At 65.1% G+C, this 21,668-nt stretch carries 17 protein-coding genes and 1 pseudogene; 9 read left to right on the top strand and 9 right to left on the bottom strand.

Annotated features, from left to right (window positions below; all coding sequences use genetic code 11):
• Nucleotides 1-13 precede the first annotated feature (13 nt).
• From dapE to KF796_12530, 8 genes and pseudogenes are all read left to right on the top strand, one after another.
• Nucleotides 14-1,177 (top strand): succinyl-diaminopimelate desuccinylase, encoded by a 1,164-nt coding sequence (gene dapE / locus KF796_12565; GenBank protein MBX3587464.1) that lies wholly within the window; start codon nt 14-16, stop codon nt 1,175-1,177.
• Nucleotides 1,174-2,061, top strand: a complete 888-nt coding sequence (prmB, locus tag KF796_12560; protein MBX3587463.1) for a 50S ribosomal protein L3 N(5)-glutamine methyltransferase — start codon at nt 1,174-1,176, stop codon at nt 2,059-2,061. Before dapE ends, prmB begins: the two co-directional genes overlap by 4 nt.
• On the top strand, nt 2,058-4,112 hold the full coding sequence (locus KF796_12555) for an ATP-binding cassette domain-containing protein (GenBank protein MBX3587462.1): 2,055 nt from the start codon (nt 2,058-2,060) through the stop codon (nt 4,110-4,112). The genes prmB and KF796_12555 overlap by 4 nt, the downstream gene beginning before the upstream one ends.
• Before the next feature lie 40 nt (nt 4,113-4,152).
• Nucleotides 4,153-4,461 (top strand): annotated as a pseudogene (locus KF796_12550) (hypothetical protein).
• A gap of 185 nt (nt 4,462-4,646) precedes the next feature.
• Nucleotides 4,647-5,039: a hypothetical protein gene (locus tag KF796_12545; protein ID MBX3587461.1), complete on the top strand. Its 393-nt coding sequence runs from the start codon at nt 4,647-4,649 to the stop codon at nt 5,037-5,039.
• Nucleotides 5,040-5,111: 72 nt separating this feature from the next.
• Complete coding sequence (locus KF796_12540) at nt 5,112-6,395, top strand: TolC family protein (protein ID MBX3587460.1); 1,284 nt, start codon at nt 5,112-5,114, stop codon at nt 6,393-6,395.
• Nucleotides 6,392-8,044, top strand: coding sequence for an efflux RND transporter periplasmic adaptor subunit (locus tag KF796_12535; GenBank protein MBX3587459.1), 1,653 nt, complete (start codon nt 6,392-6,394; stop codon nt 8,042-8,044). Before KF796_12540 ends, KF796_12535 begins: the two co-directional genes overlap by 4 nt.
• Complete coding sequence (locus KF796_12530; protein MBX3587458.1) at nt 8,041-11,184, top strand: efflux RND transporter permease subunit; 3,144 nt, start codon at nt 8,041-8,043, stop codon at nt 11,182-11,184. Before KF796_12535 ends, KF796_12530 begins: the two co-directional genes overlap by 4 nt.
• 51 nt (nt 11,185-11,235) lie before the next feature.
• On the opposite strand, the gene KF796_12525 is transcribed toward KF796_12530, so the two are convergent.
• The 9 genes from KF796_12525 to KF796_12485 all read right to left on the bottom strand — a co-directional run bounded on the left by KF796_12525 (nt 11,236) and on the right by KF796_12485 (nt 21,151).
• Nucleotides 11,236-11,613 (bottom strand): hypothetical protein, encoded by a 378-nt coding sequence (locus KF796_12525; GenBank protein ID MBX3587457.1) that lies wholly within the window; start codon nt 11,611-11,613, stop codon nt 11,236-11,238.
• Nucleotides 11,614-11,615: 2 nt separating this feature from the next.
• Entirely contained in the window at nt 11,616-11,993 is a 378-nt protein-coding gene (locus KF796_12520; protein ID MBX3587456.1) for a hypothetical protein, read from the bottom strand.
• 25 nt (nt 11,994-12,018) lie between these two features.
• A complete protein-coding gene (locus tag KF796_12515) occupies nt 12,019-15,132 on the bottom strand; it encodes an efflux RND transporter permease subunit (protein MBX3587455.1) in 3,114 nt (1,037 codons plus the stop codon).
• 14 nt (nt 15,133-15,146) lie between these two features.
• Nucleotides 15,147-16,256, bottom strand: coding sequence for an efflux RND transporter periplasmic adaptor subunit (locus tag KF796_12510; protein MBX3587454.1), 1,110 nt, complete (start codon nt 16,254-16,256; stop codon nt 15,147-15,149).
• A gap of 569 nt (nt 16,257-16,825) precedes the next feature.
• Nucleotides 16,826-18,043 (bottom strand): TolC family protein, encoded by a 1,218-nt coding sequence (locus tag KF796_12505; GenBank protein ID MBX3587453.1) that lies wholly within the window; start codon nt 18,041-18,043, stop codon nt 16,826-16,828.
• A gap of 78 nt (nt 18,044-18,121) precedes the next feature.
• Nucleotides 18,122-18,457: a hypothetical protein gene (locus KF796_12500; protein MBX3587452.1), complete on the bottom strand. Its 336-nt coding sequence runs from the start codon at nt 18,455-18,457 to the stop codon at nt 18,122-18,124.
• 178 nt (nt 18,458-18,635) lie between these two features.
• Complete coding sequence (locus KF796_12495) at nt 18,636-18,956, bottom strand: YnfA family protein (GenBank protein ID MBX3587451.1); 321 nt, start codon at nt 18,954-18,956, stop codon at nt 18,636-18,638.
• A gap of 162 nt (nt 18,957-19,118) precedes the next feature.
• Entirely contained in the window at nt 19,119-20,477 is a 1,359-nt protein-coding gene (locus KF796_12490; protein MBX3587450.1) for a heavy metal sensor histidine kinase, read from the bottom strand.
• Nucleotides 20,474-21,151 (bottom strand): heavy metal response regulator transcription factor, encoded by a 678-nt coding sequence (locus KF796_12485; GenBank protein ID MBX3587449.1) that lies wholly within the window; start codon nt 21,149-21,151, stop codon nt 20,474-20,476. The genes KF796_12490 and KF796_12485 overlap by 4 nt, the downstream gene beginning before the upstream one ends.
• 170 nt (nt 21,152-21,321) lie before the next feature.
• Between KF796_12485 and KF796_12480 the strand changes: the two genes are divergently transcribed.
• Nucleotides 21,322-21,645 carry a DUF4148 domain-containing protein gene (locus tag KF796_12480; protein MBX3587448.1) on the top strand — a complete coding sequence of 108 codons (324 nt, stop codon included), beginning with the start codon at nt 21,322-21,324 and terminating at the stop codon, nt 21,643-21,645.
• Nucleotides 21,646-21,668 lie beyond the last annotated feature (23 nt).

The following is a 21,668-nucleotide window of genomic DNA, read 5'->3' as shown; positions in this document are numbered from 1 at the left end:
CGCCCCACCCTTCATGTCCCGAACCCTGCACCTGGCCGAACAGCTGATCTCCCGCCCCTCCGTCACCCCGGACGACAGCGGCTGCCAGCACCTCCTGGCCGAGCGCCTGAAGCCGCTGGGCTTTGTGTGCGAGACCATCGAAAGCGGCCCGGACAGCTTCCGCGTCACCAATTTATGGGCAAAAAGGCCTGGAGTCCAGGCTGGGCGGCCATCAGCCGCTAGCAAAACCATAGCATTCGCGGGCCACACCGACGTCGTGCCCACGGGCCCGCTCGAGCAGTGGAGCAGCGACCCGTTCACCCCCACGCACCGCGACGGCAAGCTGTTTGGCCGCGGCGCGAGTGACATGAAGACCTCCATCGCCGCCTTTGTGGTGGCCGTGGAGGAGTTCCTGGCGGTCCACCCCGAGCCGGCTCTCTCGATCGCTTTCTTGCTCACCAGCGACGAGGAAGGCCCGGCCACCGATGGCACGGTGGTGGTCTGCGAGGCGCTCAAGGCCCGCGGCGAGGCCCCCGACTACTGCATCGTGGGCGAACCCACCTGCGTGCAGCGCACCGGCGACATGATCAAGAACGGCCGGCGCGGCACCATGAGCGGCAAGCTCACGGTCAGGGGCATCCAGGGCCACATCGCCTACCCTCAGCTCGCGCGCAACCCCATCCACACCCTGGCGCCGGCGCTGGCCGAGCTGGTGGGCATCGAGTGGGACCGCGGCAACGACTTCTTCCCGCCCACGAGCTGGCAGGTCAGCAACATCCATGGCGGCACGGGCGCGAGCAACGTGATTCCGGGGGCGGTGGTGGTGGACTTCAACTTCCGCTTCTCGACCGAATCCACGCCTGAAGGCCTGCAGCAGCGCGTGCACGCCGTGCTCGACCACCACGGCCTTGACTACGACCTGCAGTGGACCGTGGGCGGCCTGCCCTTCCTCACCACGCCCGGCACCTTGGTGGACGCCATCCGCGGCGCCATCCTGGCCGAGACCGGCCTGACGGCCGAACTGTCCACCACCGGCGGCACCAGCGACGGGCGCTTCATTGCCCAGATCTGCCCGCAGGTGATCGAGTTCGGCCCGCCCAACGCCACCATCCACAAGATCGACGAGCATGTGGCCGTGGCCGATCTTGAGCCGCTCAAGAACATCTACCGCCGCACGCTCGAAGCGCTGAACGCATGACCGTGATCGAACTCATCGAGGCAGGCGCGCAGCAGCTTGCCGATGCGGGCGTGGTGTTCGGCCATGGCACGACCAACGCCTTTGACGAATCCGCCTGGCTGGTGCTGTGGCGGCTCGGGCTGCCGCTGGACGACCTCGATTCCGTGGCCCATCAGCCTGTAGCCCAGACGGACCGGGCACAGGTTGCTACACTTTTTGAAGCACGCATCACCACCCGCCAGCCCGCCGCCTACCTCACGCATGAGGCCTGGCTGCAGGGCGTGCCGTTTTACGTGGACCAGCGCGCCATCGTGCCGCGCAGCTTCATTGCCGAGCTGCTGGTGCACCCGGAGCACGGCGGCAACATCGACCCCTGGCTGGGCGAACACACGCGCCGCGTGCTCGACCTGTGCACCGGCAACGGCAGCCTGGCCGTGCTGGCCGCGCTGGTGTGGCCCGAGGTCATGGTCGATGGCGCCGACATTTCCGCCGACGCGCTGGCCGTGGCCCGCATCAACGTCGACCGGCACCACCTGCAGGACCGCGTCACCCTCATTGAATCCGACGGCCTGGCCGCCGCGCGCGGGCCCTACGACCTGATCCTGTGCAACCCGCCCTATGTCAACGCCACCACCATGGCGGCCCTGCCCGCCGAGTACCGCGCCGAGCCCGAACTGGCGCTGGCCGGCGGCGCCGACGGCATGGACTTCATCCGCCGCCTGCTGCGCGAGGCCCCGGCCCACATGAGCGAGCGCGCCGTGCTGGTGCTGGAAATCGGCAATGAACGCGAGCACTTCGAGGCGGCCTTTGCGCAGCTCGAGGTCATCTGGCTCGACACCAGTGCCGGCGAGGACCAGGTGCTGCTGGTCACGCGCGAGGCGCTGGCCCACACCTTTCCCCCATGATCACACTCAAGAATGTTGTCCTTCGCCGCAGCGCGAAGGTGCTGCTCGACGGCGCCACCGTCACCCTCAACCCCGGCGAAAAGGTCGGCCTGGTCGGGCGCAACGGCGCCGGCAAGTCCACGCTGTTCGCGCTGTTCAATGGCTCGCTGCATGAAGACGGCGGCGACCTCTCGCGGCCCAAACAATGGCGCCTGGCCCAGGTCGCCCAGGACATGCCCGAGACCGCGGATTCGGCCACCGACTTTGTGGTGGCCGGCGACACCCGCCTGCTGGAGCTGCGCCAGCAACTGGCGGCCATCGAGGCCGCCTACGAGGCCAACCCCGACGACGGCGACATCGGCATGGAGCTGGCCCACGCCTACACCGACCTGGCCGACGCCGGCGAGCACGACGCCGTGCCGCGCGCCCAGGCGCTGATCCTGGGCCTGGGCTTCAAGGTGGCCGAGCTGGACAGCCCGGTCAACAGCTTCTCGGGTGGCTGGCGCATGCGGCTGCAGCTGGCGCGCGCGCTGATGTGCCCCAGCGACCTGCTGCTGCTGGACGAACCCACCAACCACCTGGACCTGGACGCCCTGGTGTGGCTCGAATCGTGGCTGCAGAAATACGCCGGCACCATGATCGTGATCAGCCACGACCGCGAGTTCCTGGACGCGGTGACCAATGTCACCCTGCACATCGCCAACGCGCAGCTCACGCGCTACGGCGGCAACTACAGCAAGTTCGAGGACATGCGCGCGCTGCAGATGGAGCAGCAGCAGACCGCCTTTGTAAAGCAGCAGGACAAGATCGCCCACCTGCAGAAGTTCATTGACCGCTTCAAGGCCAAGGCCAGCAAGGCCAAGCAGGCGCAAAGCCGCGTCAAGGCGCTGGAACGCATGGAAAAGGTCGCGCCGCTGCTGGCCGAGGCCGACTTCAGCTTCGAGTTCAAGGAGCCGGGCAACATCCCCAACCCCATGCTGTCGATCACCGGGGCCAGCTTTGGCTACGAGGTGGAAGATGAAGCGCCCAAGATCATCCTCACCGGCGTCAACCGCTCGGTGCAGGGCGGCCAGCGCATCGGCATCCTGGGCGCCAACGGCCAGGGCAAGTCCACGCTGGTCAAGACCATCGCGCGCGCGATGGGCGCGCTGGCCGGCACCGTAACCGAGGGCAAGGGCCTGAACATCGGCTACTTTGCCCAGCAGGAGCTGGACGTGCTGCACCCGCAGAGCAACCCGCTGGAGCACATGGTGCGGCTCGCGCGCGACCTGGGCAGCGCTGTCAAGGAGAGCACCAGCGAGCAGTCGCTGCGCGGCTTTCTGGGGAGCTTCAACTTCAGTGGCGACATGGTCAAGCAGCCCGTGGGCACCATGAGCGGCGGCGAAAAGGCCCGGCTGGTGCTGGCCATGATGGTCTGGCAGCGCCCCAACCTGCTGCTGCTGGACGAGCCCACCAACCACCTGGACCTGGCCACGCGCGAGGCCCTGGCCGTGGCGCTGAACGAATTTGAAGGCACGCTGATGCTGGTCAGCCACGACCGTGCGCTGCTGCGCTCGGTGTGTGACGAGTTCTGGCTGGTGGGCCGCGGCGAGGTCAAGGACTTTGACGGCGACCTGGACGACTACCAGCGCTACCTGCTGGACGAAGCCAGGCGCCAGCGCGAGGAAGCCAAGGAGGCGGCCCAGGCGCCGCGCCCGCCCGAACCGGCGCTGTCGGCCCCGGTGGCTGCTCCTGTTTTGGTAGCACAAAGTGACCGCCAGGCAAGGACTCCAGGCACATTGGACCCAAAATCCGGGGCCAGCCCGCAGGAACAGCGCAAGCAGGACGCGCAACAGCGCCAGCAACTGGCCGGCAAGCTCAAGCCCGTGAAGGCCGAGCTCGACAAGGCCGAGAAGCGCCTGGCCGCGCTCAACGCCGAGAAGACCGCCCTCGAAGCCCGGCTGGCCACGCCGCTGGGCGCCGCCGACATCGCCGAGGCCGGCAAGCGCCTGAAGGCCGTGGGCGACGAGATCCACGCCCTCGAGGAGCGCTGGCTCGAGCTCAGCGGGCAGATCGAAGCCCTGTCGGCGTGAGCCTCTACACCCCGCGCAGGCCACAGGCTACAGTGGCACCATGCCCACTGCCCTGCAACTCGCTGAAGGTGACCCCGCCCTGGTGGCGGCCGTGCGGCGCAGCCGCCAGCTGCTGAACCGCCGCGCGCTGGTGGCCGCGGCCGCCGGCGCCGTGCCCGTGCCCGGGCTGGACTGGATGGTCGATGCCGCGCTGCTGACCCGGCTGATTCCCGAGATCAATGCGGTGTTCGGCCTGACCCCGGCGCAGCTGGACCAGCTCACGCCCAACAAGCGCGAACAGATCCAGAAGGCCACGGCCCTGGTCGGCTCCACGCTGATCGGCCGTTTCATCACGCGCGACCTCGTCATGGGGTAATCTCGGTTTAGGTGCAATTCGTCCCGCTTAGACGCTCGGGTAAACCCATATCTTGATCTGGGATGCTCTTTGGGCTGTTTCGCTCATACGATGTTATTGGCGTGAACTTTCGTAGGCACAGCTTATCCATAGCTGTGCGCACGCAAGCCAAACCCTCCTACGCATCCTACAATCTCGTTATGTTTGCTCGCCGCCGTCATCGCCTGATCACAGTGCTCTGCGCGCTGTTCAGCCTGCTGTTCATGCAGCTGGCAGTAGCAGGCTATGTCTGTCCGGCCGATGCCAAGGTCGCCGAAGCTGCCGTGATGGCTGAAGCCGCGATGCCTTGCGCTGGCGAGATGACCAAAGTCGATGCCGAGCAACCCGGCCTGTGCCACGCGCATTGCCAGTCCGCTCAACAAACTGTCGAAAATGTTCAGGCGCCGACGCCCGTGGGAGCCGTCGCGACCGGCTTCACCTACACGATCGAGCCAGTTCGACCTTCCCTTCCGCGCCAGCCTGCGCAAGTTCCCTCCTTGTTGCGAAGTACGGCGCCGCCGATTACGGTTCGCAACTGCTGCTTCCGAATCTGACATTCCAGAGCGTTTAACCGCTGCCTGCGCGCTTGTGCACGGGCAGAGTGTTCTTCGTCGTCTGGAGTTGTCATGTTCATTTCCCTTTCAAGGCGTGCGTGCGCCGCGGCCTTGGTTGCCGCTTTCCTCAGCTTGCCCGGTCGGGCGGCAGAGCCTTTGAGCCTGGTTGAAGCGCAGGCGCTTGCCGTTGCCCGCTCCCAGCAGCTGGCGGCCAACAATGCGTCTATCACTGCCTCGCGGGAGATGGCCGCCGCCGCAGGCCAATTGCCCGACCCCGTCCTCAAGTTCGGCGTCGAAAACCTGCCCGTCAACGGCCCTGACCGCCTGAGTCTGTCGCGTGATTTCATGACGATGCGCCGCATCGGCCTGTCCCAGGAACTGCCTCGCGCGCAGAAACGCCAGCTGCGCGCTGAACGCTTCGAGCGCGAAGCGGATCGCACCCGTGCCGAGGGCCAGTTGATCATGGCCAACATTCAGCGAGATACCGCCAAAGCCTGGATCGAGCGCTACTACACCCAGCAGATGCGTGAGCTGGTGCTGCGCCAGATGCAGGAAACCAGGCTCCAGGCGCAGACCGTCGAGTCCGGCTTCGGCGTAGGCCGCAACAGTCAGGCCGACGTATTCGCCGCGCGGGCTGCCCTCGTGATGCTGGAAGACCGCTTGAGCCAGCTCGACAAGCAGGAACGAAACGCCGCGTTGATGCTGGCCCGTTGGGTGGGCCCAGCCGCTGAACGGCCTGTTACCGGCGCTCCCGCCTGGCAGACCAGTCGCCTGGACGATGGTCGTCTGGACGAGCACATCCAATATCACCCGGACTTGGTCATGCTCAAGGCGCAAGTGGAGGCGGCGCAGACCGAAGCGCGCTTGGCCGAGGCCAACAAGAAAGCTGACTGGAGCGTCGAGGCCATGTACAGCCAACGCGGTTCAGCCTACTCCAACATGATTTCCCTCGGCGTCTCGGTTCCCTTGCAGTGGGACCAGAAGAACCGCCAGGACCGGGAGCTTGCGGCCAAGCTGGCCATGGTCGATGAGACGCGCGCCAAGTACGAGGAGATGCTGCGCAATCACGACGCCGAAGTGCGCAGCCTGCTCAACGACTGGAAGAACGGCAAATCCCGGGTGGTGCGCTACAGGGACGAACTCATCCCCTTGGCCAGGCAGCGTTCCGAAGCATCCCTCACCGATTACCGCACCGGCAAGGCGGACCTCGCCGCCACCCTGGTGGCGCGCCGCGACGAGGTCGACGCCCGCATGCAGGCCTTGACCGTCGAGATGGAAACAGCCCGTGCCTGGGCCCAGCTCAACTTCCTCATCCCCGATCACAACCTTGCCGTGCCGCGCCAGGAGAAGCCATGAACAAGAAACTCGTTATGGGGGCAGTTGCCCTGGCTCTAGCAATTGCCGCAGCCAGCTACGCGGCCTTTGAAATGGGCATGCGCCACGGCAGCAGCCAGGCCGCGCCGGCGGCCGGCGGCACGCCTGTGGCGCGGACTGCAGGCGCCGCAGCGCCCACCGCGCCGGGCGCTGTGCCGCAAAGCATCGCCGAAGGCGAGGAAGCCACGCGCCGCCATATGGCGGCGGGCATCAAGGGGGGCGACATGGACCCGGCCAATGGCCGCAAGGTCCTGTACTACCACGACCCGATGGTGCCGGGCAACAAGTTCGACAAGCCCGCCAAGTCGCCCTTCATGGACATGATGCTGGTGCCCGTGTACGCCGACGGCGACACGGACCAGGGCAAGGTCACGGTCAGCCCGCGCATCCAGCAGAACCTGGGTGTTCGCACCGCCGTCGTGACCGAAGGCAAGCTGACGCCGCAGGTGGCGGCGGTTGGCAATATCGCCTTCAACGAACGCGACCAGGTCATGGTGCAGGCGCGCGCCACGGGCTATGTGGAGCGCCTGTACGTGCGCGCGACGCTGGATCGCGTCGGCAAGGGCCAGCCGCTGGTGGACCTCTATGTGCCGGACTGGGTGGCCGCGCAGGAAGAGTTCCTGTCCCTCAAGCGGATGCAGAGCGACGACGTGGCCGGCCTGGTCGATGGCGCGCGACAGCGCATGCGCCAGGCGGGCATGAACGAGGACCAGATCCGTCTGGTGGAGCGCAGCGGGACGACCCAAGCCCGCACGACGATCGTGTCTCCCATCTCAGGCGTGGTGGTCGAGCTCGCGGCGCGCGAAGGCATGACGGTGATGGCCGGAGCGCCGCTGTTTCGCATAAACGGCTTGTCCACGGTCTGGGCTAACGCCGAAGTCCCGGAGAGCCAGGCCGCCCTGGTGCGGCCGGGCGCAATGGTGCGAGCGCAGAGCCCGGCGGCGCCGGGTGTCTCGTTCGAAGGTCGGGTACAGGCCATCCTGCCGGACGTCAATGCCGCCACGCGCACACTCAAGGCCCGCCTGGAACTCAACAACCCGGGCACGCGCCTCGTACCCGGCATGTTCGTGTCCATGCAGTTCATGGACACGCGCGCGGAGCCGGCGCTGCTCATTCCCACCGAGGCCGTGATACAGACCGGCAAGCGCACCGTGGTGATGGTGGCCGAGGACAACGGCAGGTTCAGGCCGGTGGAGGTCCAGGCCGGTATCGAGTCCGGGGGCCAAACCGAGATCAAGCGCGGGCTGCAGGCGGGCCAGAAAGTGGTGGTGTCCTCGCAGTTCCTGATCGATTCCGAGGCGAGCCTCAAAGGCGTGGAAGCGCGACTGAACGATGCGCCCAAGCCCAGTGCGGCAAATACGGCGGCGAACACGGCGCCAAAGCACGAGGGCGAGGCCAGGATCGAGGCCATCGGCCGTGACACCTTGACCTTGTCGCATGGCCCGATCCCCTCGCTCAAATGGGGACAGATGACCATGGACTTCAAGCGGCCGCCGGCCAGCCAGCTGCCGCGCAACCTGGAGGTTGGGGACCGGGTCACCTTTGAGTTCTACATGGGCACGGACGGGCCTCCACAGCTGACTCGCGTGTCTCCCAGCGGCTCTCTTGCCGCCGAAGGAGCCCAAAAATGATTGCCCGGCTGATCCGCTGGTCCATCGTCAATCGCTTTCTGGTGCTGCTGGCCACGCTGATGATCAGCGCCTGGGGCGTTCATTCGCTGCTCAGGACGCCACTCGACGCACTGCCCGACCTGTCGGACGTGCAGGTCATCATCCGCACGACCTATCCCGGACAGGCGCCGCGCATCGTCGAGAATCAGATCACGTACCCGCTCACGACCACGATGCTGTCCGTGCCCGGCGCCAAGACGGTGCGCGGCTATTCGTTCTTCGGCGACTCCTTCGTCTACGTCCTGTTCGAGGACGGCACCGACTTGTACTGGGCGCGCTCGCGCGTGCTCGAGTATCTGAACCAGGTCCAGTCACGGCTGCCTGCCGGGGCCAAGGCCTCGCTGGGACCCGACGCCACCGGTGTGGGCTGGATCTACCAGTATGCGCTGGTGGACCGCGGCGGCACCATGGACGCGGGCCAGTTGCGCGCGCTGCAGGATTGGTTCCTCAAGTACGAGCTGAAATCCGTTCCCAACGTCGCCGAAGTCGCTTCCGTGGGCGGCATGGTGCGCCAGTACCAGATCGTGCTGGATCCGGACAAGCTGGCCGCGTATTCCATCCCGCACACCCGAGTGGTGGAAGCCGTGCAGAAGGCCAACCAGGAAAGCGGGGGCTCGGTGCTCGAACTGGGCGAGGCCGAATACATGGTGCGCGCTTCAGGCTATCTGCAGTCGCTGGACGACTTCCGGCAGATTCCGCTGATGACCACGCCGGCGGGCGTCTCCGTGCGGCTCGGCGATGTGGCGCGTATCCAGGTCGGGCCGGAAATGCGCCGAGGAATCGGCGAGTTGGACGGCGAAGGCGAGGCTGCCGGCGGCGTGATCGTCATGCGTTCCGGCAAGAACGCCCTGGAGACCATTGAAGCCGTGAAGGCCAAGCTCAAGTCGCTGCAGGCCAGTCTGCCCAAGGGCGTGGAGATCGTCCCGGTCTATGACCGATCCGGCCTGATCGAGCGCGCCGTGGAAAACCTCTCGTTCAAGCTGCTCGAGGAATTCCTGGTCGTCGCGGTGGTCTGCTTCATCTTCCTGTTCCACCTGCGCTCAGCCTTCGTCGCCATCATCTCGTTGCCCCTTGGCATCCTGGCCGCCTTCATCGTCATGTACTACCAGGGCGTCAATGCCAACATCATGTCTCTGGGCGGCATTGCGATCGCCATCGGCGCGATGGTCGATGCCGCAGTCGTCATGATCGAGAACGCCCACAAACACCTGGAGACCTGGGCGCACGAACACCCGGACGAGGAGCTCAAAGGCGATGCGCGCTGGGTGGTGATTGGCGACTCGGCGGCCGAAGTCGGACCGGCCCTGTTCTTCTCGCTGTTGATCATCACGCTGTCGTTCATCCCGGTGTTCACGCTGGAGGCGCAGGAAGGCCGCTTGTTCTCGCCGTTGGCTTTCACCAAGACCTACGCGATGGCAGCGGCGGCCGGCTTGTCCGTCACGCTCATTCCGGTGTTGATGGGCTACCTGATTCGCGGGCGCATCCCGGACGAGAAGAGCAACCCGCTCAACCGGTTCCTGATCGCCATCTACCGGCCATTGCTCGACGTGGTGCTGCGCGCGCCCAAGATCACGCTGGCCATCGCGGCCGCAATCCTGGTCGTAAGCCTCTGGCCGCTGCAGCACATCGGCGGTGAGTTCATGCCCAAGCTCGATGAAGGCGACCTGCTCTACATGCCGTCGGCGTTGCCGGGCCTGTCCGCGGGCAAGGCTTCGGAGCTGCTGCAGCAGACCGACCGCCTGATCAAGACCGTGCCAGAGGTTGCCAGTGTTTACGGCAAGGCCGGCCGCGCGGAAACGGCCACCGACCCGGCACCGCTGGAGATGTTCGAAACCACCATCCAGTTCAAACCGAAGGACCAATGGCGCACCGGCATGACGTCGGACAAGCTGGTCGAAGAACTCGACAAGATCGTCAGGGTTCCGGGCTTGGCCAACATCTGGGTGCCTCCGATCCGCAACCGCATCGACATGCTGGCCACCGGGATCAAGAGTCCCGTCGGCGTGAAGGTCGCCGGCACGGACCTGGCCGAGATCGACAAGGCCACGGCGGAGATCGAACGGGTGCTCAAGGACGTGCCGGGCGTGACCAGCGCGCTGGCCGAGCGCCTGACCGGCGGGCGCTACGTCGACGTGAACATCCGGCGCGACGCTGCGGCGCGCTTCGGGATGAACATCGCTGACGTCCAGTCCGTTATCACCTCAGCGGTCGGCGGAGAAAACATCGGCGAAACCGTGGAAGGCCTGCAGCGCTTCCCGATCAACATGCGCTACCCGCGCGAGGTCCGCGATTCGCTCGAAAAGTTGCGCAGCCTGCCCATCGTCGCGCCGCAGGGTGCTCGCCTCGTGCTCTCGGACGTGGCGGACGTGCGCATCACCGACGGGCCACCCATGCTGCGTAGCGAGAACGCGCGCCTGTCCGGCTGGGTCTACGTCGATATCCGGGGTCGCGACCTGCGCTCGGCGGTGCAGGACATGCAGAAAGCGGTGACTGAAAAGGTCAAGCTGCCACCGGGCTATTCGATCTCCTGGTCGGGTCAATTCGAGTTCCTGGAACGCGCAACAGCCAAACTGAAGGTGGTGGTGCCATTCACGCTGCTCATCATCTTGGTGCTGCTGTACCTGACCTTCAAGCGGTTCGAGGAGGCATTCCTCATCATGGCCACACTGCCCTTCGCATTGGTCGGCGGCATCTGGCTGCTGTACTTGCTGGGCTACAACCTTTCAGTCGCGGGTGCGGTGGGCTTCATCGCGCTTGCAGGGGTGTCGGCCGAGTTTGGCGTGATCATGCTGCTGTACCTGAAGCACGCCTGGGAGGAACGGGTCAAGCATGGCAAGGCGGACGAAGACAGCCTGCTGGACGCCATCCGCTACGGCGCAGTCCTGCGAGTGCGTCCCAAGGCCATGACCGTCGCGGTGATCCTCGCGGGCCTGTTTCCCATCATGTGGGGCACAGGCACCGGTTCGGAAGTGATGCAACGCATCGCCGCGCCCATGGTCGGCGGAATGATCACCGCGCCGCTACTGTCGATGTTCGTGATCCCGGCCGTCTACCTGTTGATGCGTCGGCCGCCCCGAGTTGCACCCGCAAGCACGTCCTAATGAAGTCGTCCCCCGCGTAAGCGGGGCTTTCGCAGCCATCAGCGTAGATGCTTATCGCCGCACCAACAGCACGGCGCAGTTGCTCACATCCATGTAAACAGGATCACCCGGCCTCAGTTGAGCCGTATCCGCCGTCAAGGGAACCACGCGGCGCTGTGTTCGTCCGAGGCGCTCGAACTTTACGAGCGCGAACGTACTTGCGCGCAATTGCTCGGCTGACATCGACGTACGGCAATCCGAAAACTGCGGTGTGGCGATGCTCGCGGCGGCGCCTATCGACTCGATCTCGCCCTCCCGCCATCCGTCCGCAAAGTTGTACTTTCCCGCGTACACGGTGCTGCACCCTGCCGCCACAGCGCTTGCAAGCAGCACTGCAGCGGTCAAGCACATTCGTGGCCAGCCTTTGGCCGAACGCAGCGTCGAGGTCATGGTCACTTGATCTCGAAGCGAGCCGTGGCAGCCGGCTTGCCAGCCAGCGTCACAAGCGCAATGCCCTTGGTGCCCTTGGCAACCTTGAACGTCCCCTTGGCTTCGAGCTTGTCGCCGACCGGGGCCAGGTCAGCCTCGGTTTTCTCGCTGCCGTTGAGCAGCGTGACCTTGGCCTTGGCGCCGTCCAGCTTCACGGCCTTGCCGTGGTCACTCACATAGATCCGGATCATGTCGGGCTTGGCCACAATTTCAAAATCACCCGCCTTCGTTTCCACCACCACGCCGCCGAATTTCGGCGTGTGGTCATCGTTACCGGCGGCCTGGGCGGCGGCTGCGCCCAGTACGAACGTGGCCAGGATTGCTAGGGTCTTGAGTTTCATGGTATTTCCTTTCGGGGTTGGGTGATCAGAAGGTTTCAGAGCCGGAGTCTTCGACGAGCGCTGCAATTGGCTTGCGGCCAAACAGCGCGACCATCGCGGGGGTCAGGAACGAGTCAAGCAGGGTCGAGGTGATCAGACCCGAGAAAATCACCACGGCAACGGGGTGCAGGATTTCAGTGCCGGGCATATCGGCCTCGAACAGCAGCGGCGCCAGCGCCAGCGCAGCCACCAGCGCCGTCATCAGCACCGGCGTCAGCCGCTCCTGCGAACCGCGCAAGAGCATCTTGGTGTCGAAGTCCTCGCCCTCAAAAGCGCACAGGTTGATGTAGTGCGACACCTTCAGGATGCCGTTGCGAATGGCAATGCCCGCCAGCGTGACGAAGCCCACCAGCGCGGCCACGCTCAGCGGCTGGCCTGACAGCCACAGACCCACCACAGCACCCACCAGCGCCAGCGGAATGTTGGCCATGATGATCGCGGCCAGGATGCCCGAGCGGTAGCGCGAATACAGAATCAAAAAGATCAGCCCCACGGACGCAATGGACAGCAGCCCGATCAGCCTTGACGCTTCCTCCTGTGCTTGGAACTGGCCGCCGATGCTGATGAAGTAGCCCTCGGGCAGCTTGGTCTCACCGATGGCCGCGCGGATGTCGGTCACCACATCGCTCAGCGCGCGCCCCTGGGCGTTGGCCGACAACACGATACGGCGGCGCCCGTCGTCACGGCTGACCTGGTTGGGCCCGTCGGACTCTTCCACCGACGCCAGCTGCGACAGCGGCACGCGCCCGCCCGGCGTGTCGATCATCAGGTTGCGCAGGCTCTCAATACCGCGTGAGGCTTCAGGTAAGCGCAGCACCAGGTTGAAGCGGCGGCTGCCCTCCACGATCTGCGTCACCCGCTCGCCGTCGATCAGCACCTGCAGCTCGGCCAGCAGCTTGGCGGGGGGGATGCCCAGGCCCAGCGCGCGGTCGTAGTCCACCTGCACCTTGATCTGTGGCGTCAGCACCTGCTTTTCCACTTCGAGGTCCACCACGCCGTTGATGGACGACAGCCTTTGGCGCAGCGCCTCGGCTTCGCCGCGCAGCACGTCCAGGTCGTCACCAAAGATCTTGATGGCGATCTGCGAGCGCACGCCCGACAGCATGTGGTCGATGCGGTGGCTGATGGGCTGGCCGATGGCGATAGCCGCCGGCAGCGTCGCAATGCGGCTGCGGATGTCGGCGTAAACCGCTTCAATGCTGCGATCGCTACGCTTGAGCTTCAGGTCCAGCTCCGACACATGGACGCCCTCTGCGTGCTCGTCCAGTTCGGCGCGGCCCGAGCGGCGGCCTACGTGCTCAACCTCGGGCACGCCCGCCAGTGCTTTTTCGGCGATGCTGCCAATGCGGGCCGATTCCGTCAGCGTCGTGCCGGGGTTCAAACGCAAGCCCACCAGCGCCACGCCTTCGTTGAACGGCGGCAAGAAGGTGGTGGGAAACAGAGGCACCGCCAGCATGGCCAGCACGGCAGACACGGCGCCTGCAGCCACCCAGACGCGTGGCGCCGCCAGCACGCGTGTCAAGGCGGCGGCATATCGCGCCTTAATCCAGGCCTGAACCCTAGTGTCACCATGGTCCAACCCCTTGATGCGCGGCAGCAGGTAGTAAGACATCACCGGTGTGAGCGTGACCGATACCACCATCGACGCGAGCAGCGACACAATGTAGGCAATGGCCAGCGGTTGCATCAGCCGCCCCTCGATGCCAGGCAGGAAGAACAGCGGCATCAACACCAGCACGATGATGACCGTGGCGATCACGATGCCCGAGCGCACCTCCAGCGTGGCCTTGGCAATCAGCTCCAGCGGACCCATGCGGTGGTTCGGGTGCGCGGCGCGGTCCATCTTGAGCCGGCGCAGCACGTTCTCCACACCCACCACGGCATCGTCCACCAGCCCGCCGATGGCAATGGTCAAGCCGCCCAGCGTCATGGTGTTGATTGACAGGCCGAAATACTTGAACACCAGCACGGTGATCATCACGCTCAGCGGAATGGCGGTCAAAGAGATCAGCGTGGTGCGCACATTCAGCAGGAAGAAATACAGCACCACCGCCACTACGACCGACGCCGCCAGCAGCTTGCCGCGCAGCGTGTCCACCGACGACTCGATGAACGTCGCCTGGCGCATGGTGATTTTGGGCTCGCCCATGCCGGCGGGCAGGCCCTTTTTCAGCTCGTCGAGCGCGGCTTCCACCTTCTCGGTGAGCTTGACGGTGTCGGCGTCGGGCTGTTTCTGGATGCCCAGAATCACGGCTGGCTGGCCGTTCAGGCCCGCGTCCCCGCGCTTGATCGCGGGCGCGAAGGTGACGGTCGCCACCTGCTGCAACTGGATGGACCGGCCGTTGCGGAAGGTCACGGGCAAGCGCTGCAAATCTTCCAGCCGTGTCGTGCGGCCAATGTTGCGGATCAGGTATTCGCGCGAGTTCAGCTCCAGGAAGCCGCCGCTGGAATTGCCCGAAAAGCCCTTGAGGGCAGCCTCAATACCTTCCAGGTCCACGCCCAGCGCCGCCATGCGTGCGGTGTCGGGCTGCACCTGGTATTGGCGCACTTCACCGCCGATGGGCACCACCTGGGCCACGCCCGGCAGGGTCAACAGGCGCGGGCGCATCACGAAGTCAGCGTATTCACGCACCGCCATGGGGCTGATTTTTGCCGTGTCGATGGGCAGCGCCAGCAGCATGATCTCGCCCATGATGGAGCTGATCGGGCCCATGCCCACATGCTCCACGCCCTGGGGCAGTTGCTCGCGCACGACCTGCAGGCGCTCGCCCACCATCTGGCGTGCGCGGTAGATGTCGGTTTTCCAGTCGAACGTGACGTACACGAACGACAGGCCGACGCTGGACACCGAGCGGATGGACTCCACGCCCGGTATGCCGCCCATGGACGTTTCCAGCGGGAAGGTAATGAGTTGCTCCACCTCTTCGGGGGCCATGCCGCCGGCTTCCACCTGCAGCGTGACGGTGGGTTTGTTGAGGTCGGGGAAAACGTCCACCGGCATCCTGACGAGTGTGAACGCGCCCAGCACCAGCAGCACCACCGACATGACGATCACCATCAGGCGATTGCCCAATGAGGCATGCACCAATTTTTCAAACATGGGTGAGCCTCGCTTCAGCGGACCTGGTTGACCAGCGGTGCGCCTTGCGTCACCACCCGGTCACCGGCCTTGAGCCCATCCACCACCGACACCGTTGCGCCGTCCAGCGCAATCGCCCGTACAGAGCGCGGCTGGAACACTTCGGCGCCGGTATGCACCCACACCATGTCCTGGTTGCTGGGGTTCTTGACTACCGCGCCGGTGGGCACGGCAAAGCCCTTGACGGTTTCGCGCGTCTGCACGATGACCTTGACCGGCTGGCCGACGGCCAGTGGCACTGCATCCTTGCCAGCGCTGGTGCTGAACAGCAGCGGAATGGCGCCTTCGCGCAGCGTGCGGCCCGCGCCCACGAAGCGCAGCGCCACGGCCGTACCCGGCGTTGCGCTGGCGCTGGCTGATGCGATGTTGCCCAGCAGGGCCGCGTCAAACGCACTGGCCTCTACCATCAGCCGCGCCGGGTCCACGATCTCGAACAGGACTTCGCGCGCGTCCACCACCTGGCCGGCCACCACATTGGCGGCGGCGATCACCCCAGACACGGGAGCCACCAGCGCCTCGGTCGCGTTCACACTGGCGCCTACGGCAGCCAGGCGCTGCGCCAGGCTGTCGGCTTCGGCACGGGCGGCGTCAACGTCCTTTTGCGCCACGGTGCCTTCCAACTGCTCCAGACGGGCCACGCGCTTGCGGGCCAGGTCGAGGTTGGCCCTCAGCTCGGCGGTTTGCGCCACCTGGTTGGCGCGCTCGATGGCGGCGTTGGACGCACGCAGCACCGCCAGCGTTTCGCCCTTGCGCACGGCCTGGCCCAGCTGGGGCAGGCCGCGCGGGCCGGGCTCTATGCGCCCCGCCTGTGTGGGTTGCACCTTGCCGCCCGCGTTGGCGTCCGCCACGACGCGACCGGTCAGTTCCACTGTTTTGGGCAAGGCCTTTTCTTCGGCCACCACCGTGCGCACGCCCAGCTGGCGCTGGCTCGGCTTGGGCAGGAACACACTGCCGTCGGGCTGGCGCTTGGGTGAGTTGCCGCTGGCCGATGCGGCCTCTTCGCCATGGTCATGGCCGGCGCCTGCTGCGGCGTCCTGGGGCATGGCCAAGCCCGTCGCCACGACAACAACTGCCAACAAGGGCATCACACTGCGGCGGCCCCAGCGTTTCGCAGCCCACCCAGCCAGCATAAGCAGTACCAGCGCACCGACGGCATAGCCCGCCCAGCGCAGCCAGGGGCGCGCGGCTTCGTCATGGTCGTGCCCTACATGGTCGTCCTGCAGCTTCAGGTCGCCGGCCAACAGGTCCGTGTCTTTGCCGTCGTTCACGGTAAAGCTCACGGGCACCGTGCCCGGCGTTTTGAAAACGGCATGCTCAAAACGGTAGGTTCCGTCTGGTTGCGGCTGTGCCATGCCTTTGGCGGCACCGGCCTCAACTTCGACCTTGGCGCCCGACACCGGCTCGTTGCTGGCATAGCGGTCCAGGTACACGGTCATGACGCCAGCGTCCACGATGGCCACCAGTTCAAACAGGTCTGAGTGGCTGGTCACGCGGGGTGATGCAGTGCCCGATGCGGCTGGGGCTTCGTCGCCGTGGTCATGCCCAGGGCCCGCCACCGCAAAGGTCGCAGCCATCGCAAACACTACGGCCAGCGCTGCGGCTTGTGCATTCTTCATATGGGCAACAGCCCGGTTCTTGACTTGATTCAGCAGTTTCATGGGAGCAGTCCGAGGGCTTGATTCAGTTGGGCGGTGGCGCGCAGGGTGTCAATGCGGGCGCGGGCCAGCGCGAGGTCGGCGTCGTACTTGTCGTTGTCGGCGCGCATGCGGGTGGGCAAGTCGGCTTCGCCCAGTTGGTGGGCCTTGGCGATCAGTGCCTGCGCCTGGCCTGCTAGCGTGGCACGCTGGGTGGTCAGCACTTCATTGCGGCGCGCGGCATCCAGGTGGACCTGGGCGCTTTCTCGCTCGGCCTCGATCTGGCGTTGCAGGGCGTCAGCCTCTGCCTGTGCGGCGTCCAGCTCGGCGCGGGCCGCCGCCAGCTTGGCGGCGTTGCGTGTGTCACCGCCGAAGGGGATGCGCAAGGCGAATCGCATCGTGGTTTCACCCGGCGCACCGGCAGCAGCGCGTTCGCGGGTCACGCCCACGCCCAGCTCCATCGGGTCGCGCCGGTCTGCATCGGTCAGCGCCAGGCGCGTTTGCGCGCTGCGCACCTGGGCCTGCGCGGCCAGCACGCCGGGGTGATCCGCCGCCGTGCCGGGCTGTTCGCTCCAGGCGGGGTCGGCATTCAGACCGGTCAGGCTGCGCCAGTGGCCCCGGGCCCGCGCGAGCGCGGCATCCGCTTGTGCCAGCGCGCTTTCTGCCTGCCTGGATGCGCCCTGGGTTTGCAGCAGGTCCACGCGTGCGGTATCGCCCGCCTTTACGCGGCGCTCGGTGTCGGCTGCCAGGCGGTTGGCTTCGTCCAGTTTGCGTGCGGCCAGCTCCCGCTCGGCGAGCTGCGCGGCCAGCAGTCCGGCTGCTTCGCGCAGCTCGCCGGCCAGCTTGAGCCGGGCCAGTGTGTTTTGTTGGTCCAGCAAGGCGGCGTCGGCAGCCACCTGGCGTTGTGTAGCCTGGCGCATGCCGGGGTTCCACAGCGGCAGGGCGACCTCGACCTCATACTCGCGCAGGCCGCCGTTGGTTTGCAGGCGGTCGGTGCGGTGGGCCAGCGTGGCCGACGGGCTGCCGGATAGAAGCGCGCGCGCTGCAGCGGCGCGCGCCTGCAGCTCGGCCTGGCGGCTGGCGGCCGCACGCGCGGCAGGGCTCAGCGCCCAGGCTGCGTCAAGTGCCTGGCGCAGGGAAACAGGGGCGGGGGATTGGGCCTGCGCGGGCGCAAGCAGGCCAAGGCACAGCCCGGCGACGACGCCCGCGCGCCGAAGCGACAAAGGTAAAACAAGCAAGACAACTCTCCGAAGCAAACAGGTACTTCGGCGAACCTCAAGAGACTGACGGCGATAGGAGGGCTGGTGCCAGCAGGGTTAGAGGCTCGCCACGGCGGTGGTGGCGAGAGCCCATTTGGGGCGTTCTATTTCGTGCGGGGGCGTTCGGCTTTTGGCGCTCTCAGCCATGGATGGCATGCGGGCCATTGGCTCTGGCGGATGCACGCTTGACGAACTCGTGAGAAAGCCTGTGGGGTGGCAGCAGTGCGTCACGCCACAAGGATCGTCCTGGTGGTCTGCATCGGCCTGTTGTACGTCAAGCGCCTGCACGGCGTGCGTCAGAGCGTGAAGATCTTCTGCCACCACATGCGCCTGTGCCAAGCTGGCCTGAGCGGCAAGCCACAGCATGAACAGGAAGCAGAGGAAGCGTTTCACAGAAGGGATTTTAACGGGCTGATGGGCTCGGGCTTATTACCTGGAAGCAACAAGGCCATAGGAACTTCGAGAATTGTCACCGGCATACTACCTGACACTGTCGGCTCTGATTTCAAGCTGACGAATATGTAACCTGGATGATCGTTGGCTGACGGCGATCATTCTGGTGCATCGCCCTTTACCGTGCCGGCTGAAACATGATGATCATCATCCCCATCAGCGCGACCCCCACACCGGCCATGTCCCACAAGGTGGGGCGGACCTGATCCACGGCCCAAAGCCAAATGAGCGCGACGCCCACGTAAACGCCGCCGTAGGCGGCATAGACACGGCCCGCCGCTGATTCGTGCAGCGTCAATAACCAGGCGAACAGGGCCAGACTCAGGAAGGCGGGGATCAACAGCCACGCGGACCGGCCTTGCTTGAGCCACAGGTATGGCAGGTAACAGCCAATGATCTCGGCCAGAGCGGTTGCAACGAAAAGCAAGAAGGTTTTCATTCCACCATTGTGAGGGGACATAGGAGCTCTTGCTGGCCATGTCCATCCACAAAAAAGGCCACCCGTGGGAGCTAAGCTCAATCACCCATTCACTCAGAAGCTGCTGCACACGGTGCGTGGCATGGGGTACGTCCTTGAGGATCGGTCCTGACTCACGGCGCTTCAGCGCGCCGCATCGTGATGTGAAACAAGGGCCAGTGTCATCCCGATGGAGGTGAGATTCCTGTCGGAGGTTGCCAGCACCTCGCCGCCATGCATCTGGGCGATTGCCTTGACGATTGCCAGGCCAAGCCCATGATTTTCGCTGCTGCCTTCACGTGAACTTTGCCCGCGATAGAAGCGGTCAAACAGCCTGGGAAGCGCGCCTGGCGCCAGCTCAGGCCCTGTATTGCTCACCACCAAAGCGATGGCGCGTTCTTGCCGCTGGATTCGGACCATCACCTCGGTCCCTGGATAGGCGTACCGGATGGCATTGCTCAGCAGATTGGATACCGCGCGCTTGATCAGGCCAGCGTCGAATGCAGTGCAGGCATCGCCGAGTACCGACGCGACCAGGCCTCGTTCGGCCAGGGCGGCTTCGTAAAACTCAAGCACCTTGTGGATTTCCGAGGCGAGGCTGACCTCTGGCGAAGCGGCAATTCTGGCGCCATTGTCCGCCCGTGACAGGAAAAGCATGTCATTGATGATGGAGGACAACCTTCGCAGCTCTTCCAGGTTGGAGGCCAAGGTATCGCGCAAAGCGTCCGCACTGCGATCACGTGACAGCTCGACTTCGGTCTGGCCTATCAATGTAGCCAGCGGCGTGCGCAGCTCGTGTGCTACATCTGCGTTGAAGCCCTCCAGCTGCCCGTAGGCATATTCCAATCGGACCAGCAGCTCGTTGAATTCATCAATCCACGGCTGCAACTCCTGTACCGGCTGGTCCAGTGAAAGGCGCTTGCCCAGCCGGTCAGCCCTCAATGCCTGCGTCTGGCGTGCCAGCCCATGCAATGGGGCGAGCGACCTGCGCACCATCCAGAATCCTGCTGCCGAGACGATCACCGCGCCCATGACCGTGGCCACGATCAACGCAAGCGCGAGACGATGGAGCATCTGGCTGTCCGCAGAACGGTTCATGGTGATCTGCGCCCGGCCAGGGCCGGTGCCGACCACACCCGCGGGAAGGTCAAATGTAGTGCTGCGCAGATGGCTGCTGAGAACGCCCTGAAGCCGCACGCCCGTGTAGGCCGGGTAGCCACTGGCATCCATGAGTGTGACCTCAAGGTCATCGTGCGCGACAAAAAATTCATCCAGCTTGTGGCGCATCGTGGGCAAGTCACCGCTTTGCCGTGCCTCATTCACCAGGTGCTGTACGAGAGCCGCCTTGCGTGCCAGTTCAGCGTCGGCACGGTGGGACAGGTTAATGAGCATGACAAGATAAATGCCCAGGCTGGTGGCGCCCAGGCCCAGCAGCGTCTGGCCGGCAAACGTCCAGGACAGCCGCAACCCGATGGAATAGGGTTTCTTTTGCCCCAGATTCATGCGCTGCGTTCTTCCAGGACGTATCCCATCCCGCGCACCGTCTGGAGCAGTTTGGCGCGGAAAGGATCGTCCAGTTTGGCGCGCAGGCGCCGAACCGCAACCTCCACGACATTGGTATCGCTGTCAAAGTTCATGTCCCAGACCTGCTCGGCCAGTGTGGTCTTGGCCAGGATCTCGCCCTTTCGTTGCATCAGCAGGGTGAGCAACGAGAATTCCTTGGAGCTCAGGTCCAGCCTCTGGCCCGAACGGGTGGCTTTGCGGCGTATGAGATCGACCTCCAGGTCGGCCAACCGCAGAACGGCGCTTTCCTGTACGGCACCGCCGCGGCGCAGCAGCGCCCGTACGCGGGCCAGCAGTTCCGAAAAGGCGAAAGGCTTGACCAGGTAGTCGTCCGCACCCTGCTGCAGCCCGTGAACCCGGTCCTCAATCCGGTCGCGCGCGGTCAACATCAGGATGGGAGTGGCCTTGACTTGCCGCACGGCGTGCAGCAGCGCCAGGCCATCAATGCCGGGCAGCATGATGTCCAGGATCAGCAGATCGTATTGACCCTCGATAGCGAGGTACTTGCCGTCAATGCCATCACGGGCGATATCCACGACAAAGCTGTGTTCGCTCAGGCCTTTGTGCAAATAGTCAGCGAGCTTGCGCTCATCTTCCACAACAAGAATTTTCATGCTTCAAAGGTTATCTGATGCAGACCGCGTGCGGGTCAATATGACAAAGATGTAATTTTTATGAACGCTTCACGTCCGCGTCGTTTATGCAGACTTCAGGAAGAGACACGAAGGTCGTGTCTTCGCGGCGATCGACTCACCGCACCCCCGTCTTGAAGAAGGAAATCACCATGATCCGTCGCGTACTTTCTGCTGCCCTGTTTGTCGTCGCTGTTCCGGCGTTCGCCAGCAACGTCATCCACTCCGCCACCACCGAGATGGGGTACACCGTACACCCTGAGCATGCGCAGCCCGGCAAATCAAGGGCCGAGGTGCTGGCCGAGATGGACCGCGCCAAGGCCAACGGCAGCTGGGCCTTTCTTCGCGTGGGCGCGCCCGTGCCGGCCCAAGTTGGAACACTGACGCGGCAAGACGTTCTGGCTGATCTGGCGCGCGCGCAGAAGCACCCGACCTGGAGCGCCCGCCGTGTGGGTGCCCCGGTATCCATGGATTGAATGTTGGCATAGGGTGTTTACGC

This window comes from Ramlibacter sp. (genome assembly GCA_019635435.1).
Classification (GTDB): domain Bacteria; phylum Pseudomonadota; class Gammaproteobacteria; order Burkholderiales; family Burkholderiaceae_C; genus JAHBZM01.
The sequence above is the reverse complement of the archived record's forward strand: the minus strand, read 5'-3'. Positions and strand labels throughout refer to the sequence as shown.

What these genes read in the sequence shown, in the direction of transcription:
- KF796_12490 (MBX3587450.1), bottom strand. Translation starts at nt 20,477, where the DNA reads ATGAATCTGGGGCAAAAGAAACCCTATTCCATCGGGTTGCGGCTGTCC.
- KF796_12485 (MBX3587449.1), bottom strand. Translation starts at nt 21,151, where the DNA reads ATGAAAATTCTTGTTGTGGAAGATGAGCGCAAGCTCGCTGACTATTTG.
- KF796_12555 (MBX3587462.1), top strand. Translation starts at nt 2,058, where the DNA reads ATGATCACACTCAAGAATGTTGTCCTTCGCCGCAGCGCGAAGGTGCTG.
- KF796_12520 (MBX3587456.1), bottom strand. Translation starts at nt 11,993, where the DNA reads ATGAAACTCAAGACCCTAGCAATCCTGGCCACGTTCGTACTGGGCGCA.
- prmB (MBX3587463.1), top strand. Translation starts at nt 1,174, where the DNA reads ATGACCGTGATCGAACTCATCGAGGCAGGCGCGCAGCAGCTTGCCGAT.
- KF796_12480 (MBX3587448.1), top strand. Translation starts at nt 21,322, where the DNA reads ATGATCCGTCGCGTACTTTCTGCTGCCCTGTTTGTCGTCGCTGTTCCG.
- KF796_12530 (MBX3587458.1), top strand. Translation starts at nt 8,041, where the DNA reads ATGATTGCCCGGCTGATCCGCTGGTCCATCGTCAATCGCTTTCTGGTG.
- KF796_12495 (MBX3587451.1), bottom strand. Translation starts at nt 18,956, where the DNA reads ATGAAAACCTTCTTGCTTTTCGTTGCAACCGCTCTGGCCGAGATCATT.
- KF796_12515 (MBX3587455.1), bottom strand. Translation starts at nt 15,132, where the DNA reads ATGTTTGAAAAATTGGTGCATGCCTCATTGGGCAATCGCCTGATGGTG.
- KF796_12525 (MBX3587457.1), bottom strand. Translation starts at nt 11,613, where the DNA reads ATGACCTCGACGCTGCGTTCGGCCAAAGGCTGGCCACGAATGTGCTTG.
- KF796_12540 (MBX3587460.1), top strand. Translation starts at nt 5,112, where the DNA reads ATGTTCATTTCCCTTTCAAGGCGTGCGTGCGCCGCGGCCTTGGTTGCC.
- KF796_12535 (MBX3587459.1), top strand. Translation starts at nt 6,392, where the DNA reads ATGAACAAGAAACTCGTTATGGGGGCAGTTGCCCTGGCTCTAGCAATT.
- KF796_12545 (MBX3587461.1), top strand. Translation starts at nt 4,647, where the DNA reads ATGTTTGCTCGCCGCCGTCATCGCCTGATCACAGTGCTCTGCGCGCTG.
- dapE (MBX3587464.1), top strand. Translation starts at nt 14, where the DNA reads ATGTCCCGAACCCTGCACCTGGCCGAACAGCTGATCTCCCGCCCCTCC.
- KF796_12510 (MBX3587454.1), bottom strand. Translation starts at nt 16,256, where the DNA reads ATGCCCTTGTTGGCAGTTGTTGTCGTGGCGACGGGCTTGGCCATGCCC.